This window comes from Enterobacter sp. PI-10, from assembly GCF_027947695.1.
Classification (GTDB): domain Bacteria; phylum Pseudomonadota; class Gammaproteobacteria; order Enterobacterales; family Enterobacteriaceae; genus Enterobacter; species Enterobacter vonholyi.
This window is the reverse complement of sequence record NZ_JAJNOG010000009.1, coordinates 41,016-58,879: the sequence shown is the minus strand read 5'-3', so window position 1 is coordinate 58,879 and position 17,864 is coordinate 41,016. Positions and strand designations below refer to the sequence as shown.

At 56.2% G+C, this 17,864-nt stretch carries 20 protein-coding genes; 5 read left to right on the top strand and 15 right to left on the bottom strand.

Annotation, left to right across the window (positions count from 1 at the left end; genetic code table 11):
- Window positions 1-35 precede the first annotated feature (35 nt).
- Genes hemW through LRM19_RS17575 form a run of 5 tightly spaced genes read right to left on the bottom strand, consistent with a single transcriptional unit; the run spans window position 36 to window position 3,350 of the window.
- Entirely contained in the window at window positions 36-1,178 is a 1,143-nt protein-coding gene (gene hemW / locus LRM19_RS17595; RefSeq protein ID WP_127732273.1) for a radical SAM family heme chaperone HemW, read from the bottom strand.
- Window positions 1,171-1,764, bottom strand: coding sequence for an XTP/dITP diphosphatase (locus LRM19_RS17590; RefSeq protein WP_136195092.1), 594 nt, complete (start codon window positions 1,762-1,764; stop codon window positions 1,171-1,173). The genes hemW and LRM19_RS17590 overlap by 8 nt, the downstream gene beginning before the upstream one ends.
- Before the next feature lie 3 nt (window positions 1,765-1,767).
- Window positions 1,768-2,064: a DUF167 family protein YggU gene (gene yggU, locus LRM19_RS17585; RefSeq protein WP_023309131.1), complete on the bottom strand. Its 297-nt coding sequence runs from the start codon at window positions 2,062-2,064 to the stop codon at window positions 1,768-1,770.
- Window positions 2,061-2,627, bottom strand: coding sequence for a YggT family protein (locus LRM19_RS17580; protein WP_111963226.1), 567 nt, complete (start codon window positions 2,625-2,627; stop codon window positions 2,061-2,063). Before LRM19_RS17580 ends, yggU begins: the two co-directional genes overlap by 4 nt.
- 21 nt (window positions 2,628-2,648) lie before the next feature.
- The gene (locus LRM19_RS17575; protein ID WP_271369537.1) at window positions 2,649-3,350 is read right to left on the bottom strand and encodes a YggS family pyridoxal phosphate-dependent enzyme; all 702 of its coding nucleotides are present in this window, start codon (window positions 3,348-3,350) and stop codon (window positions 2,649-2,651) included.
- 17 nt (window positions 3,351-3,367) lie between these two features.
- Between LRM19_RS17575 and LRM19_RS17570 the strand changes: the two genes are divergently transcribed.
- Window positions 3,368-4,348, top strand: coding sequence for a type IV pilus twitching motility protein PilT (locus LRM19_RS17570; protein WP_271369536.1), 981 nt, complete (start codon window positions 3,368-3,370; stop codon window positions 4,346-4,348).
- 9 nt (window positions 4,349-4,357) lie between these two features.
- Here LRM19_RS17570 and ruvX read toward each other — a convergent pair whose 3' ends face one another.
- The 8 genes from ruvX to metK form a co-directional block, all read right to left on the bottom strand.
- On the bottom strand, window positions 4,358-4,774 hold the full coding sequence (gene ruvX / locus LRM19_RS17565; protein WP_127732267.1) for a Holliday junction resolvase RuvX: 417 nt from the start codon (window positions 4,772-4,774) through the stop codon (window positions 4,358-4,360).
- Entirely contained in the window at window positions 4,774-5,334 is a 561-nt protein-coding gene (locus tag LRM19_RS17560; RefSeq protein ID WP_020883695.1) for a YqgE/AlgH family protein, read from the bottom strand. Before LRM19_RS17560 ends, ruvX begins: the two co-directional genes overlap by 1 nt.
- A gap of 87 nt (window positions 5,335-5,421) precedes the next feature.
- Complete coding sequence (gene gshB / locus LRM19_RS17555; RefSeq protein ID WP_047173570.1) at window positions 5,422-6,369, bottom strand: glutathione synthase; 948 nt, start codon at window positions 6,367-6,369, stop codon at window positions 5,422-5,424.
- Between the two features lie 19 nt (window positions 6,370-6,388).
- Window positions 6,389-7,120, bottom strand: coding sequence for a 16S rRNA (uracil(1498)-N(3))-methyltransferase (gene rsmE, locus LRM19_RS17550; RefSeq protein ID WP_127732265.1), 732 nt, complete (start codon window positions 7,118-7,120; stop codon window positions 6,389-6,391).
- Window positions 7,121-7,171: 51 nt separating this feature from the next.
- The gene (gene endA / locus LRM19_RS17545) at window positions 7,172-7,879 is read right to left on the bottom strand and encodes a deoxyribonuclease I (protein ID WP_115876242.1); all 708 of its coding nucleotides are present in this window, start codon (window positions 7,877-7,879) and stop codon (window positions 7,172-7,174) included.
- A gap of 94 nt (window positions 7,880-7,973) precedes the next feature.
- Entirely contained in the window at window positions 7,974-8,471 is a 498-nt protein-coding gene (locus LRM19_RS17540; RefSeq protein WP_021242073.1) for a SprT family zinc-dependent metalloprotease, read from the bottom strand.
- 58 nt (window positions 8,472-8,529) lie between these two features.
- Complete coding sequence (gene galP, locus LRM19_RS17535) at window positions 8,530-9,927, bottom strand: galactose/proton symporter (RefSeq protein WP_111963220.1); 1,398 nt, start codon at window positions 9,925-9,927, stop codon at window positions 8,530-8,532.
- A gap of 346 nt (window positions 9,928-10,273) precedes the next feature.
- Window positions 10,274-11,428: a methionine adenosyltransferase gene (gene metK, locus LRM19_RS17530; RefSeq protein WP_014885184.1), complete on the bottom strand. Its 1,155-nt coding sequence runs from the start codon at window positions 11,426-11,428 to the stop codon at window positions 10,274-10,276.
- A gap of 425 nt (window positions 11,429-11,853) precedes the next feature.
- Here metK and LRM19_RS21245 point away from each other — a divergent pair, with 425 nt between their 5' ends.
- The 4 genes from LRM19_RS21245 to speB all read left to right on the top strand — a co-directional run bounded on the left by LRM19_RS21245 (window position 11,854) and on the right by speB (window position 15,359).
- Entirely contained in the window at window positions 11,854-11,997 is a 144-nt protein-coding gene (locus LRM19_RS21245) for a hypothetical protein (protein WP_442876251.1), read from the top strand.
- Window positions 11,998-12,091: 94 nt separating this feature from the next.
- Window positions 12,092-12,223: an acid stress response protein YqgB gene (gene yqgB / locus LRM19_RS17520; RefSeq protein WP_127312443.1), complete on the top strand. Its 132-nt coding sequence runs from the start codon at window positions 12,092-12,094 to the stop codon at window positions 12,221-12,223.
- 8 nt (window positions 12,224-12,231) lie between these two features.
- Window positions 12,232-14,208: a biosynthetic arginine decarboxylase gene (speA, locus tag LRM19_RS17515; protein ID WP_008499744.1), complete on the top strand. Its 1,977-nt coding sequence runs from the start codon at window positions 12,232-12,234 to the stop codon at window positions 14,206-14,208.
- 230 nt (window positions 14,209-14,438) lie between these two features.
- Window positions 14,439-15,359, top strand: coding sequence for an agmatinase (speB, locus tag LRM19_RS17510; protein ID WP_014071686.1), 921 nt, complete (start codon window positions 14,439-14,441; stop codon window positions 15,357-15,359).
- 52 nt (window positions 15,360-15,411) lie between these two features.
- On the opposite strand, the gene LRM19_RS17505 is transcribed toward speB, so the two are convergent.
- Complete coding sequence (locus tag LRM19_RS17505) at window positions 15,412-16,680, bottom strand: OprD family outer membrane porin (RefSeq protein WP_115876239.1); 1,269 nt, start codon at window positions 16,678-16,680, stop codon at window positions 15,412-15,414.
- Between the two features lie 210 nt (window positions 16,681-16,890).
- Window positions 16,891-17,649, bottom strand: coding sequence for a M48 family metallopeptidase (locus LRM19_RS17500; protein ID WP_021242066.1), 759 nt, complete (start codon window positions 17,647-17,649; stop codon window positions 16,891-16,893).
- Window positions 17,650-17,864: the final 215 nt, after the last annotated feature.

Here is a 17,864-nt window from a genome sequence, read left to right as displayed (position 1 = left end):
CCGGCAGAACGGGATGCAAAATCCTGAATCCGCCTTCAGGATTCTTCGGCGAGGAACAGCTCAAGAAGGGAGTTTAAGAACAGCTTGCCGTGCTCGGTGATCTGCCAGTATTTCTCACTCTCGGTGAGATACCCCTGCGCCAGCGCTTCGTCAATCTGCGGGCGAATCACCGATTCCGCCAGCCCTGTGTACAGCGCAAACTCCGCGCGCGGCGCGGCTTCCAGCAGACGGAAGCGGTTCATAAAGAACTCAAACGGCTTATCCGCCGCCTCGACGTCGTGCTGGCGCTCCAGGTAGCGGCCTTCCATATACCCGCGCGGGTGGCGGGTTTTAGCGGTGCGCAGAATCCGCCCGTCCGGGAAGGTCACCTTGCCGTGCGCGCCGCAGCCAATCCCGAGATAGTCGCCAAAACGCCAGTAGTTCAGGTTGTGCTGACACTGGTAGCCCGGCTTTGCATACGCCGACGTTTCGTACTGCTGATAGCCCGCAGCGGTTAAAAGCCTGTGACCCTGCTCGAAGATATCCCACAGCGCGTCGTCATCCGGCAGCACCGGCGGACGCGAGCCAAACAGGGTGTTGGGCTCGATGGTGAGCTGGTACCACGACAGGTGCGGCGGGTTCAGTTCGATCGCCTGGCGCAGGTCGTCCAGCGCCTCTTCCAGCGACTGATCCGGCAGGCCGTGCATCAAATCCAGGTTAAAGCTGCGCAGGCCCAGACCGGTCGCCAGGTTTGCCGCGCGCTTCGCCTCTTCCGGGCCGTGAATGCGCCCCAGACGTTTTAGCTTCGGCTCGCTAAAGCTCTGCACGCCGATGGAGATGCGGTTCACGCCCGCGCGCTGATAGTCGACAAAACGGTCGGCCTCAACGGTACCGGGGTTGGCTTCCATCGTGATTTCAGCATCCGCTGCCAGGTTCAGGCGCGCACGCACGCCGTCCAGCAGCGTTTGCATCGCCGGGCCTGACAGCAGGCTCGGCGTACCGCCACCTATGAAAATGGTCTTAACTTCACGTCCCTGTGCGTAAGGTACATCGGCGTCCAGGTCGGCCAGCAGATGCGCAACGTAGTCATCGTGCGGCACTTCGCCCTTCAGCGCGTGCGAGTTGAAATCGCAGTACGGGCATTTCTGCACGCACCACGGGATGTGAATATAAAGACTCAGAGGCGGCAAATTAGCCATTACGCAGTGCTTCCAGTAACAGTTTCAGCGCGCGTCCACGGTGGGATATCGCGCTTTTCTCTTCGCGGGTCAGTTCCGCAGCGGTTTTGCCCTCGGTCGGGACAAAGAAAATCGGATCGTAGCCAAAGCCGCCGTTGCCAGCCGCTTCACGAGTAATCACGCCCGGCCAGCTGCCGTGGCAGACGATCGGCGTCGGGTCCTCCGCGTGACGCATATAGACCAGTACGCAGTGGAACTGCGCGGAGCGCTGTTCGTCCGGTACGTCTTTAAGGGCGACAAGCAGCTTTTCCAGATTCTGCTGGTCGGTGGCGTCAACGCCGGAATAGCGCGCGGAGTAAATCCCCGGTGCGCCGCCGAGAAAATCCACGGCCAGGCCGGAGTCGTCAGCAATCGCGGGCAGGCCGGTAATCTGCGCGGCGTGACGCGCTTTCAGGATCGCGTTTTCGATAAACGTCAGCCCCGTCTCTTCGGCGGAATCCACGCCAAGATCGGTCTGGGCGACCACGTCCAGACCAAAATCATTTAATAGCGAGGCTAGCTCGCGCACTTTACCGGCGTTGCCGGTCGCGAGAACAACTTTCTGCATGGTTTAGTCCTGTTCTTTCAGTGCCGCGACTTCCGTCGGGATAGATTGCGGATTAAGGATTTTTACCTGTTTATGTCGCCCAAGTTCACCTTTTTCAATGATGACCTGGCTTTTGGCGACGCGAAACTGTTTTGCCAGATATTTGGTAAGATGCGCGTTCGCCTGGCCGTCAACCGGCGGGGCGGTGATGGCGACTTTTAACTCGTCGCCATGCAGCCCAACAATACCGTCACGGCTGGCTTTGGGCTGAATATACAGCCGCAAAACCAGCCCGTCAGCGCAGGTGCTTACTGCACTCATAGCGCCATCCACAGCCCCGGCAGCAGCATATTGCCCGTGGACTGCAGCAGCTCAGCGATCCCCATGTTGACCACATAGAGCAGCAGTACCAGGATCATCGGCGAGAAATCAATACCGCCCATCGAAGGCAGCAGGTTGCGAATCGGGCGCAGCAGCGGTTCGGCCAGTTGGATCAGCGCATATTCTACCGGACTACGGCCCTGGCTTACCCAACTCATGATGGCCATGACCAGCAGCACCCAAAAAATCAGCAGACCGACGGTTTTGATTAAAATCAGGACCGCAGCAATCCAGATAATCGGCTGGAAGGTGATGACCATAAACAGCACGATCGCTTTGATCACGCTAAGAATAAACGCTACCAGCAGAGACGAACTGTCGATGGGACCCATCGCCGGGATAATACGACGCAGCGGTCCGACAACAGGCTGCGTGATTTTCACGACAAACTGCGAGAACGGATTGTAAAAATCACAGCGGGCCCACTGCATCCAGACGCGCAGCAAAAGCGCCATCGTATACAGCTCAAGCACAGTTGAGAGCAGGAAAGTCAACGTCTTCATGGCGTTCCTCAGGTTTCCTTATTATTTTGAGTAGTCGCGCGCACCGAAAATTGCCGTGCCGATGCGCACCATAGTGCTGCCTGCCGCGATGGCGGCTTCCATATCGTCCGACATGCCCAGAGAAAGCGTGTCTACCGTGTTATAGCGCGCTTTAAGCGCCTCAAATGCTACAGCCATTTGCTGTGCCACGGCAAACTGCCTTTCATAACTTGACTCAGGCGCCGGAATTGCCATCAGCCCGCGCAGGGTTAGGCGCGGCAGGGCGGCCACTTCGGCTGCCAGCGCATCCAGCTCGCTCAGCGCAATGCCGGACTTGCTGTTTTCATCGCTGATGTTGATTTGAATCAGCACGTTAAGCGCTTGCATCTCTGACGGACGCTGGTCGTTCAGGCGTGTCGCAATGCGCAGACGGTCAACGGTATGGCACCAGTCAAAGTGCTCCGCCACCAGACGGCTTTTGTTCGACTGCAGTGGACCAATAAAGTGCCACTGCAGATCCGTATTCCCCTGTTCCTGGAAGGAACGAATTTTATCCACGCCTTCCTGGACGTAGTTTTCACCAAACGCGCGTTGGCCTGCGTCAATAGCTTCTGCGATGGCGCTCGCAGGCTTGGTTTTGCTGACTGCAAGCAGCATAATTTCTTCTGAAGCCCGGCCGCAACGCGCTGCGGCGGCTGAGATTTTGTCCCGGACCTGTGCCAGGTTATGCGCAATGTCGTTCATTTTCCGAGGAGTAGTCTATGGATGTGGAAGAAATTGTGGCCCTTAGTGTAAAGCATAACGTCTCCGATCTACACCTGTGCAGTGATTCGCCACCCCGCTGGCGCAGAACGGACCGCCTTGAACCGGCACCGTTTCCTCCTCCTGACGTCGGGGCGTTGTTAAAAGCGTGGCTCAACGATGAGCAGCAGGGAACATGGTGGGCAAAGGGGCAGGTGGATTTTGCCGCGACGGTAACGGGAGGCCAGCGTCTGCGCGGGAGTGCCTTTAAGCAGATGCGCGGTGTCTCTGTGACGCTGCGGCTGTTGCCGCGTACCTGTCCGCAGCTCGCTACGCTGGGCGCGCCGCGGGCAATCCCGGAACTGTTATCCAATGACGCCGGGCTGATTCTGGTCACCGGGGCGACCGGCAGCGGCAAATCCACTACGCTGGCGGCGATGGTCGATTTTCTCAACCACCATACTGACGGCCATATCCTCACGCTTGAAGATCCGGTGGAGTTTATCTACCAGAGCGAGCGTTGCCTGATCCAGCAGCGGGAGATTGGCCAGCACAGTCCGTCATTTGCCGACGCGCTGCGCAGCGCCTTACGCCAGGATCCGGACGTTATTTTGCTGGGGGAGCTGCGCGACAGCGAAACGGTCCGCCTGGCGCTAACGGCGGCGGAAACCGGACATCTGGTGCTGGCGACGCTGCATACGCGCGGGGCATCGCAGGCGATTGAACGGCTGGTCGATACGTTCCCGGCGCAGGAGAAAGATCCGGTGCGTAACCAGCTGGCCGGCAGCCTCCGGGCAGTGCTGGCGCAGAAGCTGCTTCCCGATCTGCAGGACGGCCGCGTCGCGCTGTATGAACTGCTGGTGAACACCGCTGCGGCGGCAAATCTTATTCGTGAAGGGAAAACGTGGCAACTGCCCGGCATCATCCAAACCGGTCTGCAGGCAGGAATGCAGAACTTTGACCAGAGCCTGGCGGAGAGACGGGCGCAGGGGCGGCTGTAGGCCCCGTGCTTAAAAGCCCTGTTCGAAATAGCTTTCGAGGATAATCACGGCAGAAGCGGAGTCCACGCTGCCTTTGTTGAGCGCCCGGAAGCCGCCGTGCTCAAACAGACCCGCACGCGCTTCGACGGTGCTAAGACGCTCGTCGTGAAGCTTCACGGAGACGCCAAAGCGGCCATGGATTTTATTGGCGAACTTTCGCGCCCGGGCGGTAAGCGGCTGTTCGGTACCGTCCATGTTCAGCGGCAGCCCAACAATAATGTCATCCGGCTGCCACTCCTTGAGCAGGCGCTCAATAAGATTCCAGTCCGGCGTACCGTCGTTGGCCTTCAGGGCAGTAAGCGGACGCGCGGTACCGGTGATGCGCTGCCCCACGGCGACGCCAATGCTTTTGGTGCCAAAATCGAAGGCCAGAAGCGTTCCGCTCATCAGGCGTGCCCCGCTACGCCAGGCATGGTCAGGATATCAATACCAATCAGCTTCGCCGCGTCACGCCAGCGATCGGCGATGGGGGTTTTAAACAGGATATTCATGTCCGCAGGCGCGGTAAGCCATGCGTTATCGAGGATCTCCTGCTCAAGCTGGCCTTTCTCCCAGGACGAATAGCCCAACGCCACCAGCACTTCAGAAGGCTGCTCTGCGGTACCCAGCGTTTCGAGCACGTCACGCGAGGTGGTGATGACGGTGTTATCCGAAATTCGAATACTGGAAGAGAACACCGGCGGCGTATGCAGGATAAAACCGCGATCTTCTGCAAGAGGTCCGCCCAGCATCACAGGTTTATCAAGCCGTATTTCCGGCAGGCGCTCTTCAGCCGAGATTTTCAGCTTGTCCAGAATTCCTTCAACCTGAAGATTTTCCAGCGGTTTATTAATGATAATACCCATCGCGCCGTCTTCATTGTATTCACAAATATAAACCACGGCGCGGCGAAAAATCGGGTCCTGGAGAGCAGGCATGGCAATAAGAAAGTGATGCTGTAAATTCATTGTCAGAGGTACTGTTTCCTGGTTTAAAAAGCGACAGCGCCCAGTATGGGGACAAACACAGGCGCTGTCACTAATAGTATTGTTAGGTTATTTCTGTAAACGTTTTTCGATAGCGTCCATCAGCATTCCGGTGATCGAAATCGGGAATTCAGCCTCAATTTCACGAATGCAGGTCGGGCTGGTGACGTTCACTTCGGTCAGACGATCGCCGATGATATCCAGGCCAACGAAGATCAGGCCTTTGGCTTTCAGCGTCGGGCCAACGCGGCGGGCAATTTCCCAGTCGCTTTCGGTCAGCGGACGCGGTTCGCCGCGGCCACCGGCGGCCAGATTACCGCGGGTTTCACCACCCTGCGGGATACGCGCCAGGCAGTAAGGAACCGGTTCGCCATCCACGACCAGAACGCGTTTGTCGCCGTCTTTGATCGCCGGAATATAGTTCTGCGCCATGCAGTAACGCGTGCCCAGCTCGGTCAGGGTCTCGGCAATCACGCCAATGTTCGGGTCGCTCTCTTTCACGCGGAAAATCGACGCACCGCCCATGCCGTCCAGCGGCTTCATGATGATGTCGCCGTGCTTCTGCCAGAATTCCTTCAGCTGAGCTTTGCTGCGGGTCACCAGCGTTTCCGGCGTCAGGTCAGAGAACCAGGCGGTGTAGAGCTTCTCGTTGCAGTCGCGCAGGCTCTGCGGCTTGTTGACGATCAGCGTTCCTTTCTCTTCTGCGCGTTCGAGAATATAGGTGCAGTAGATGTATTCAGTGTCGAATGGCGGATCTTTACGCATCAGGATGACGTTGAGATCGGCAAGCGCAATGTCCTGCTCGGTGCCGAATTCGTACCATTTGTCGTAGTTCTGCTCGACGTTAACGATGCGGGTGCGGGCGCGGGCTTCACCGTTGATCAGGTAAAGATCGTTCATCTCCATATAGTGGAGTTCATAGCCGCGACGCTGCGCTTCCAGCAGCATGGCGAAGCTGGAATCTTTCTTGATGTTAATGTTTGCGATGGGGTCCATCACGATGCCGAGCTTGATCATGTTCTTCTCCGTTAATGCTTCAACCCAGATCGCCAAACCGTACCTGTAGCGCGGTAATGGCCGTGAGTGCCGTTGTCTCAGTGCGCAGAACGCGAGGTCCCAACAGAATATCAGTAAACTGGTAACGTGCCGTCATCGCAATTTCGTCCGCCGACAGGCCGCCTTCGGGGCCAATCAGCAGGCGAACGCGCTCAACGGGCAGCGGTAGCGTATTGATGCTGGCGCTGGCGCGCGGATGAAGATTGAGCTTCAGCCCACTGTCCTCTTCTGCACACCATTCCTCCAGACCCATCGCCGGGCGGATCTCCGGAATACGGTTCCGGCCACTCTGTTCGCAAGCCGCAATGGCAATTTTCTGCCACTGCTGGATCTTTTTGTTCAGACGTTCCGCGTCCAGTTTAACGCCACAGCGCTCAGAAAAAAGTGGCGTAATGAGGCTTACACCCAGTTCAATGGATTTCTGAATGGTGAACTCCATTTTCTCACCGCGCGACATGACCTGGCCCAGATGAATGTGCAGCGGTGATTCCCGGTCATCCACTTCACCGCGCAGGACGTTCACGTGTACGCTTTTTTTATCTGCCCGCGTAATTTCGGCGTCGAACACCTGGTTCGAGCCGTCGAACAGCTGGATTGCCTGACCGGCGCCCATGCGCAGCACGCGGCCAACGTGGTTGGCGGCGTCATCAGACAGGGCGATTTCGCGGCCTGCGGTAATCAGTTCAGGGTGGTAAATGCGGGGAATGCGCATAGTCAGAAATTCCATGTGTCATGCGATATAAGCGAATTGCCGTAGTGTAGGTTAGCTCTTTTGCGCCTGGCAAGCCCGCTGGACGTAAGGGTTGTGATTCCCCTGGACTCTGGCGATACGGTCGTCGCGCTGGCATTCCCACTCCGTCACCGGATACTGCTTGTCCCAGGCGTTGAACAGCTGCGTCTGCTGGCGGGAGAGGTTGAGATCGTAACGGTCGCGCATATAGAAGTAGGTACGGGCAATGCTGCCGCGCGCGCGGGCAGGGGGCTCGGCGACTTTCTCTTTAAAATCAATCTTCATACCGCACTGGCCGTACTGGCCTTCGCCACCGTTCCACTGGCTGTACATGAAGTTACCCCGGTCGCCGTTCACTTCGCCCACCGCGGGCTGCAGGTTATGCATGTCGCTTTCCATCTGGCGGTAAACCGGGTCTTTGGCACAGTTTTTACGTCCGCCATCCTGCCAGCACTGGCGCTGGTGGCCAAACTGCCATGCCGGAACGACATGTTCCCATTCAATACGGCTGGCGCGGTTTTCGTTTTTACGCACCTTGTAGCCGCAGGATTCAAGGTCAACGACCCCTTTTTTACCCTGCCAGTTAATTTTACAGCCGCAGTAGAAATCGCCCGGCACATCGGCGTTCACCTTCACGCCTGCGGCCTTGGCCTGGGAAAAACTGTTGATACCGTCGGCCAGAGCATGGCCTGAGAGCGCCGTCGTCAGAAAGGCGACCGCGAGAGAAAAATTACGGGACATCTTACACTCCGTGTCAAAACGAGCCCGCAACGTAACGAATGTTGTTCCTGTATGCAATCAGTCAGATCAGGAAAGTTCCTGAAAGTTCAGATGATTATTCCGCAACCAGCGGCTCGCCGCATTTGACGCAGCGGTAGGTCGCCTCGCCGCGCACCACGCGATTATGGCGACGGACGGTAAGCTGGTGCTGCTGGCACTGACAGCGGTAGGGGAAGGTATTGCGGCGCACCGACTCCAGCTCGAACTGGTGGGTACGGCGCGCCGGAACGCCGAGCACCGCCTCCATCATCCACTTCCACTCTTTTCCATGGGGGGCGACGCGCCCGAAGTGCTTCCACACCAGCAGATGCGCCAGCTCGTGCGGCACCACTTCATCGATAAACGCCTGCTGGTTTTCCATCATCAGCACCGGGTTAAGGCGGATTTCATACGACTCGAGCCAGGCGGTACCGGCCGAGGTGCCACGCTGCTGGTAGACGAGTTTGGGTTCAGGGTAGTTGCGCCCAAGCTTCAGGTTCGCCTGGGCGAGCTTTTCCCGCAGGCTGCGCATAACGGCCTGCTGAATGGCGATGGGGAGACGGGGTGCTTTCATAGGGGCAGAGCATAAAGCGCGAAGCGGGGAGGTGCAAGAGGCACCTCCCGAGTGAGGATTAGTCGTGGGCGCCGATTTCGCGCAGAGGACGACCTTTCATCAGGTTACGTTCAATATGTTCCAGAGAAACGTGTTTGGTTTCTGGAACCAGCCAGATGGTCAGCACAATAAAGAAGATATTCAGACCGGCGTAAACCCAGAAGGTGTTGGCGTTGCCCAGGGTATTGAGCATGGTCAGGAACGTTGCGCCGACGATCATGTTGGCAATCCAGTTGGTTGCGGTAGAGCAGGTGATGCCAAAATCACGTCCTTTCAGCGGCTGGATCTCAGAGCACAGCACCCAGATCAGCGGACCTGCGCTCATCGCAAACCCGACGATAAACATCAGCAGCATGCCTACCGCAAAGTACTGGGCGGTTGGGGAGTGAATGCCCACATGCATCATAGTACCGAGGACCCCCATGCCTGCCGCCATCACCAGGAAGCCTAGCGTCAGGGTTGGCTTACGTCCCCAGCGGTCCACCAGACCAATTGCGATAAAGGTCGCCAGCACGTTGGTCAGACCCACGATGACGGTCCCCCACATCTGCTCGGTGGTGTTGGTGTAACCCGCCAGTTCAAAGATTTTTGGCGCATAGTACATGATGACGTTCATTCCGGTGAACTGCTGCATGACCTGCAGCAGTACGCCGAGGAAAACCGCGCGGCGGAAGTTGCTGTTCTCTTTAAATAGCGCCCAGCCGGACTGTTTGACCTTCAGGCTTTCGCGAATCTCTTCCAGCTCGTTTTTCGCTTCCGCGCTGGTATCGCGCAGGCGCATCAGCACGCGTTCGGCATCGTGGAATCGACGTTTTGCAGCAAACCAGCGAGGGCTGTCCGGCAGGAAGAAGACGCCAATCAGCAGCAGAACCGCAGGGATGATGATCACGCCGAGCATCCAGCGCCATGCGCCGCTGTAGCTAAACGCCGTATCGGAAAGGTACGCGCCCAGGATACCAATGGTGATCATCAGCTGGTACATCGAAATCATACTGCCGCGGATTTTCTCCGGCGCAATTTCAGACAGGTAAAGCGGGGCGGTATAGGACGCCACGCCCACGGCCAGACCAAGCAGCACGCGGGAAACCAGCAGGACCTCAACGTTAGGCGCTGCGGCAGAGAAGAGTGAGCCGGCAACGAACAGGATCGCGCCGATCATCAGGCTCTTTTTACGTCCGAGCTTAAAGGAGAGCCAGCCGCTGCCGACGGCCCCGACGGCCGCGCCAAACATCATTGAGCTAACCACCCACTCCTGGGTGTGAGCGCTGATCTGGAACTCTTCTGTAATGAAAGGTAATGCACCGGCAATCACGCCGATATCCAGGCCAAAAAGTAATCCTGCCAGGGCGGCGAGGAAACAGACGAAGAATGTCATCGCCTTGTTGGACGTACGCCCCTGTTTTTTATTGTCAGGCATTATGCCCTCCAGTTGGGTTATCAGTTTTATTGATGTTAAGGGTAGGTGAGCGACCCACAAAAATATGTGAGATTAATCACATAGGTGTAATCGGTTACACAGCCTTGCAACCGTAAATAAAATTAAAGCTTTGAAAATATAGAGGTAAATGAGGTGATATGCATCGCGAAAGGACACATTTCAGACTTAACTGAAAGGGAATGTAACAGCAGAAGAAAGTCGATCGTGCAAAGAGAATATTCTGAAAGCGGGGGATGTCCGGTGCGGTGTAATCGGTTCCAAATATCGCCACCCGACAAAAAAAGGCCAGCCTTCAGGCTGGCCTTTTAAAAGCGATGTCAGTCGATTACTTCAGACCGGCAGCTTCACGCAGCAGAGCGGCTTTGTCGGTTTTTTCCCATGGGAAATGTTCACGACCAAAGTGACCATATGCAGCGGTTTCTTTGTAGATTGGGTGCAGCAGATCCAGCATCTGAATCAGGCCGTATGGACGCAGGTCGAAGAACTCGCGTACCAGCAGCGTCAGCTGTTCTGAAGGCACTTTCTCGGTACCAAAGGTTTCAACCATGATGGAGGTGGGTTCAGCCACGCCGATTGCGTAGGAGACCTGAATCTCACAGCGGTCAGCCAGGCCGGCAGCAACGATGTTTTTCGCCACATAACGTGCCGCGTACGCCGCAGAACGGTCAACTTTAGACGGATCTTTACCGGAGAACGCACCGCCACCGTGACGCGCCATGCCGCCGTAGGTATCAACGATGATTTTACGACCTGTCAGACCGCAGTCACCCATTGGGCCGCCGATAACAAAGCGTCCGGTTGGGTTGATGAAGAATTTGGTCGCAGAGCTCAGCCATTCGGTAGGCAGAACCGGCTTGATGATCTCTTCCATCACTGCTTCCTGCAGGGATTTCTGATCGATTTCTTCGGAATGCTGGGTAGACAGAACCACCGCGTCAATACCGACGATTTTGCCGTCGTCATACTGGAAGGTGACCTGGCTCTTCGCATCCGGGCGCAGCCACGGCAGGGTGCCGTTTTTACGCACTTCTGCCTGACGCTGCACCAGACGGTGTGCGTAGGTGACCGGTGCTGGCATCAGCACGTCGGTTTCGTTGGTTGCATAGCCGAACATCAGACCCTGGTCGCCCGCGCCCTGTTCCAGCGGATCGGCACGGTCAACGCCCTGGTTGATATCCGGAGACTGTTTGCCAATTGCGCTCAGTACCGCGCAGGAGTTGGCATCAAAACCCATATCAGAATGCACATAGCCGATCTCACGCACCGTGTTACGGGTGATCTCTTCGATATCAACCCATGCGCTGGTGGTGATCTCACCGCCAACCAGAACCATGCCGGTTTTGACATAGGTTTCGCACGCTACGCGCGCTTTAGGATCCTGCGCCAGGATCGCATCCAGCACCGCATCGGAGATTTGGTCAGCAATTTTATCAGGATGTCCTTCTGATACGGACTCGGACGTAAACAGGTGTTTTGCCATGTTTTATTTCACCTAAGAGGAATTTGGTTAGCTCAAGCTGCTGTGTGGAATAGCCAAAGGAGATAATTCTACCAAGGCCTGCAGGTTTTTGACACTGGCAGTATGAGTGTTAATCAGTATAGATGGATTAACATCTGGATGGCTATTTTAGGTCACTTCTTCGCCCGATTTCCAGTTTTTTTTGACTAACCTCTCACTCAGTTGAAATTGCTGCTGGCAATAATTCCTGACGGCCCCGGCAATACGCGCATTTTTGTTTTGCTTTTTAGCCCCCTTCTCGGTATAAAACGCGGCGCGCGGCTCATATAAAATAAGCGCTCGATGAACTCATCGTGTCGCCACTTCCAGCCGGGTTAAGCAGTGAACTTTTAGCTTTGGCTTGGGGTCCGTTTCAGCAGAAGCGGCCGTGGAGGTGATACGAGATAATGAACCATCGTTTTCCGCTAATTCTGCGCAGCCGTTCTGGCGCGCATTTGATTCCCGCAACCCGCATTTTTAGTCTGCAAACCTGCCGATGTTATACCCATCTCGGCGCTTCTCAGGATTCCAGGGCCGGTCACGCTTTGTGAAAACTGAACAAGGGCGCTCTTGTTAATACAAGAGTTTTCTCGTGGTTTCGCCGAACCTTGTCATACAGAGTTCGGATACGTGTTTTACAATGATATGAATAAGAAACCGGTCGCACGGTCTGGATTTCAGCATACTCTGCTGGGAAACGGAGCCGTTTATGGGTTGTTATCGCCGTATAACGCTGCGATAGTAGTCAACTGTTTTACACTTAATACAAAGAGTTGAGGTTCGCTATGTCTGACGACATGTCTTCTTTTTCGCCTTCGTCAGCGGGCGAACAGGGTGTACTACGTTCTATGCAGGAGGTTGCGATGAGCTCCGAGGAAGCCAGCAAGATGCTGCGCACTTACAATATTGCCTGGTGGGGCAATAACTATTACGACGTCAACGAACTGGGCCACATCAGCGTCTGCCCGGATCCGGACGTCCCTGAAGCGCGCGTGGATCTCGCGAAGCTGGTTAAAGCCCGTGAAGCTCAGGGCCAGCGTTTGCCTGCACTGTTCTGCTTCCCGCAGATCCTGCAACATCGCCTGCGTTCGATTAACGCCGCGTTTAAGCGCGCGCGTGAATCCTACGGTTATAAAGGTGACTACTTCCTGGTTTACCCGATCAAGGTGAACCAGCACCGCCGCGTAATTGAATCTCTGATCCACTCCGGCGAGCCGCTGGGTCTGGAAGCGGGTTCCAAAGCTGAACTGATGGCAGTTCTGGCGCATGCGGGCATGACCCGTTCAGTGATCGTCTGTAACGGCTATAAAGACCGTGAATACATTCGTCTGGCGCTGATTGGCGAGAAGATGGGCCACAAGGTCTATCTGGTTATCGAAAAGATGACCGAAATCGCCATCGTGCTGGAAGAAGCCGAGCGTTTGAACGTGGTGCCACGCCTTGGCGTGCGTGCGCGTCTGGCGTCACAGGGTTCCGGCAAATGGCAGTCCTCCGGCGGCGAAAAATCCAAGTTCGGCCTGGCGGCGAACCAGGTGCTGCAGCTGGTGGAAATCCTGCGCGAGCGCGGTCGTCTGGACAGCATTCAGCTGCTGCACTTCCACCTCGGCTCGCAGATGGCCAACATTCGCGATATTGCGACCGGCGTGCGTGAGTCAGCGCGTTTCTACGTTGAGCTGCATAAGCTTGGCGTAAATATTCAGTGCTTCGACGTGGGCGGCGGCCTGGGCGTGGACTACGAAGGGACCCGCTCGCAGTCTGACTGCTCCGTGAACTACGGCCTGAACGAATACGCGAACAACATCATCTGGGCGATCGGCGATGCCTGTGAAGAGAACGGCCTGCCGCACCCGACGGTGATCACCGAATCCGGTCGCGCGGTCACTGCGCACCATACGGTGCTGGTCTCGAACATCATCGGCGTTGAGCGCAGCGAAACCACCGAAGCGACACCGCCGGCAGACGATGCGCCGCGTTCCCTGCAGAGCATGTGGGAAACCTGGCAGGAGATGCACGAGCCGGGCACGCGTCGTTCCCTGCGCGAATGGCTGCACGACAGCCAGATGGACCTGCACGATATTCACGTGGGCTATTCTTCAGGCACCTTCAGCCTGCAGGAGCGCGCGTGGGCGGAGCAGCTCTATCTGAACATGTGCCATGAAGTGCAGAAACAGCTCGACCCGAGCAACCGCGCGCACCGTCCGATTATCGACGAGCTGCAGGAGCGTATGGCGGATAAGATTTACGTCAACTTCTCGCTGTTCCAGTCGATGCCGGATGCCTGGGGTATCGATCAGCTGTTCCCGGTTCTGCCGCTGGAAGGGCTGAACCACGCCCCGGAACGTCGCGCGGTGCTGCTGGACATTACCTGCGATTCCGACGGTGCTATCGACCACTACGTTGACGGCGACGGCATCGCAACGACAATGCCAATGCCGGAATACGACCCGGAGAACCCGCCGATGCTGGGCTTCTTTATGGTCGGCGCGTATCAGGAGATCCTCGGCAACATGCATAACCTGTTCGGTGATACCGAAGCGGTGGACGTGTTCGTGTTCCCTGACGGCAGCGTGGAAGTTGAGCTGTCCGATGAAGGGGACACCGTGGCAGACATGCTGGAATACGTTCAGCTGGATCCGAAAACCCTGCTGACGCAGTTCCGCGATCAGGTGAAAAACACCGGTCTGGACGACGCGCTCCAGCAGCAGTTCCTGGAAGAGTTTGAAGCGGGTCTGTACGGATATACGTATCTGGAAGACGAGTAGTCGCTGATGCCCGGTGGCGCTGCGCTTACCGGGCCTACGAATGTAGGCCGGATAAGGCGAAGCCGCCATCCGGCAGAATGCTATACTCACTTGAACCCGTATGCATTACCGGCGATAATTCGCCCTAATAAGCGATTTACGAATCAATCCCTTCCTCGTCGGGTTTAACGACGCGGAGGGGATTTTTTTTCATCTGTTTTTAATGTATCGACTTTAAAAGAGGTCAGGACATGAGCACTTTAGGTCATCAGTACGATAACTCTCTGGTATCTAACGCGTTTGGTTTTTTACGCCTTCCGATGAACTTCCAGCCGTACGATAGCGACGCTGACTGGGTGATCACCGGCGTGCCGTTCGATATGGCGACATCTGGCCGCGCGGGTGGTCGTCACGGCCCGGCAGCGATTCGTCAGGTTTCCACTAACCTTGCGTGGGAGCATAACCGCTTCCCGTGGAACTTCGACATGCGCGAGCGCCTGAACGTGGTGGACTGCGGTGACCTGGTGTACGCCTTCGGCGACGCGCGTGAGATGAGCGAAAAGCTGCAGGCCCACGCCGAGAAGCTGCTGGCTGCCGGTAAGCGCATGCTCTCCTTCGGCGGCGACCACTTCGTGACCCTGCCGCTGCTGCGCGCCCACGCGAAGCACTTCGGTAAAATGGCGCTGGTACACTTTGATGCGCATACCGACACCTACGCGAACGGCTGTGAGTTTGACCACGGCACCATGTTCTTTACCGCGCCGAACGAAGGCTTGATCGACCCGAACCACTCAGTGCAGATCGGCATTCGCACCGAGTTCGACAAAGACAACGGCTTCACCGTGCTGGATGCGGGCCAGGTTAACGATCGCGGCGTTGATGACATCATCGCTCAGGTGAAGCAAATCGTGGGTGATATGCCTGTGTATCTGACCTTCGACATCGACTGCCTGGATCCGGCTTTTGCTCCGGGTACCGGTACGCCGGTCATCGGCGGTTTGACCTCAGATCGTGCCATCAAACTGGTGCGCGGCCTGAAGGATCTGAACATTGTTGGGATGGACGTGGTGGAAGTGGCGCCTGCCTATGACCAGTCCGAGATCACTGCGCTTGCCGCAGCGACTCTGGCACTGGAAATGCTCTACATTCAGGCAGCTAAAAAAGGCGAATAAGCCTCGCCTGGCGTGAAAAAAAACCTCTCTATTGAGAGGTTTTTTATTGCCTTTAGAACACGTTAAAAGGGTATTCCACGTAAGCGCGGATCTCGTCCCCGCCCACGTTGTAATCGCTGGCGTTGCTGGAGACGCGCAGGACGGAGTAGCGCAGTTTAAGCTTCAGATCCTTAGCCGGACCATCCTGCACCTGGTACTGGATCTGGTTAAACCACTCGTGCTCTTTGCCGTTGCTGGTTTCAGAGGTTTTGATGTTATCGCCACGCACGTAGGCGGTGGTCCAGCTCAGGCCCGGTAAGCCAAGGCCGCTAAAGTCCAGACCGTAGGAAGCCTGCCATGAACGTTCATCTTCGCCGTTAAAATCTGACCAGTAGGAGTTCGCCAGCCAGATGGTGTTACCGCCGTCACCCACGCCGCCCTTGTCACGATAGCCGCCGTAGTTGTAGCCGGTACTGCCGCTGCTCTGCTGGTACGCCACTTTGAACGTGTGAATATCCCAGATGTAGCTCGCCGCCAGGCTCCAGATAGTGTTGCTGCGGCCCGTGTCGAGGCTGTCCGCGTAACTCTGATCGAGACGGGAGTTATAGCCGTTGAAGTCGAGCACCAGCTGCTGCCCGGTGCTGAACGGCTGCTTGAAGTTCAGGCCCAGATACTGCTTGTTCATCACCTCTTCATTGTGAGAGGCGTAAAGCGCGCCGCTGAACTGGTCGTTAAACTGGTAGCTCGCGCCGCCGAAGGAGAGGCTCTTCAGTCCGCTGTCGTGGCGATCGTCACTTTTACGCTGCTCGTCGGTGAAATAACCGGCGTTGATTTCCAGACCGTCGATCTCTTTTGAGGTCAGCATGGCGCCGGTGTAGCTTTCAAACAGCAGGCGAGAGCTGTCGGCATTGACGATAGGCAATTCAGGACGCTGATTCCCGTAGCTCAGTACGGTATTCGAGATGCGCATTTTGGCGGTTGCGCCAAACTTTGCCAGATCGGATTTTGCCCGGCCGTCGTCTTCCTGCTTAAAGAAGTCGATGCCGCCTGCGCCGCTTTTGCCGCGACCGCCGTCCAGGCGCACGCCGTATTGAGCAATACCGTCCACACCAAAGCCCACCAGCCCTTCGGTATAGCCGGATGCAAACGTGGCGATAATCCCCTGACCCCATTCGGCTTTGTCCTGCTGGCCCTGATGGTAGTCGCGGCTGATATACGCATTGCGGAAAAACAGGTCCAGACGGCTGTCGTCAATAAAACCCTGGCTGTCGGATTGCTGGCTTGCAGCGGCAGGTAATGCGGCAAATAAGCTTAAAGCAACTAATGATAATTCTTTTTTCACGGAGGGAACGTCTCTGTCTGGATATATTAATTTGAATAACTGCGGAGGTGATAATTACCGGAAAAAGTGACCTTTGCAATAATTATGTGACCAGACATTTCAATGCCATAGGGCAGATTTGGCGGGGCTTTCAGGGGTGTTATCGATACGTGCTGTTAAGTTAACAATTCATGCGAAATAAAAAGGAGGCAAAACTGCCTCCTTCTGAAATTATTTAATTCCGTCTGCGGCCATACGGTCGCGAATATGCTGTGCGCGTTCTTCTGAGGCCGGGTGATCGTCAAACATGGAGCTTTGGCGTCCGGCTTCCAGCTTGGCCAGTTTTTCGAAGCTGGTGGCTAAGCCTGATGGATTAATGCCGCGTTTGCGCAACAGATCGTAGGAGTAGTCATCCGCCTCGGACTCCTGACGCTGTGAGAACTGAGAGTTAACCAGCTTTTCACCCACGTCCCCAAGCTGTGACTGCGACAGGCTGCCAACGATACCGCCTGCAGAGGCCGCCGCTGCGCGGATGGCATTGGTGCCCAGGGCAACCTGCATCCCTTTCTTCACGTGGCCCAGGGCAACGTGGCCCATTTCATGGCCGATAACCGCTTCCACTTCATTGTCGGTCATCATGTCCATCAGTCCGCTGTAAACGCGGATACAGCCGTTCGCCATCGCGAAGGCGTTGACGTCTTTCGCCATGTACACCTTGTAGTTAACCGGCTGGCCGTTGATGTTGTCGCCCAGTGCGGAAGCAATCTTATTCAGACGCTGCGTGTAGGTACTGTTGGCCGGCGCAAGCGTGGCTTTTCCGTCCATATCTTTACAGGCCTGGTCGCTCAGCGCTTTCACCTGCGCATCGCTCAGGGAATAGGCCTGAAAGGCCTCTGCCCCTGACGTCATCAGACCGTTAGAATCCATATTCTGACAGCCGCTCAGCAGGAGCGTTGTACCCAGGGCCAGCACTATTGCACGCATTTTCATGAGGTTGCTTCCGTACTCGTTAATCTGAATAAAATCCGAAAAGGTCACCGTCAGCGAAGCCGGTGTCGAGCTAAGTATAAGGAATATCTACAGGGCCGGGCGAGTAGATTGCGCAACATGCGAGCATGATCCAGAGATTTCTTAAGCTGCAAAAGAATGGTCCATGTACATGGCATGCCGCTTGGGTTACATTGTTGGCACTTTTTTCCGGCGTA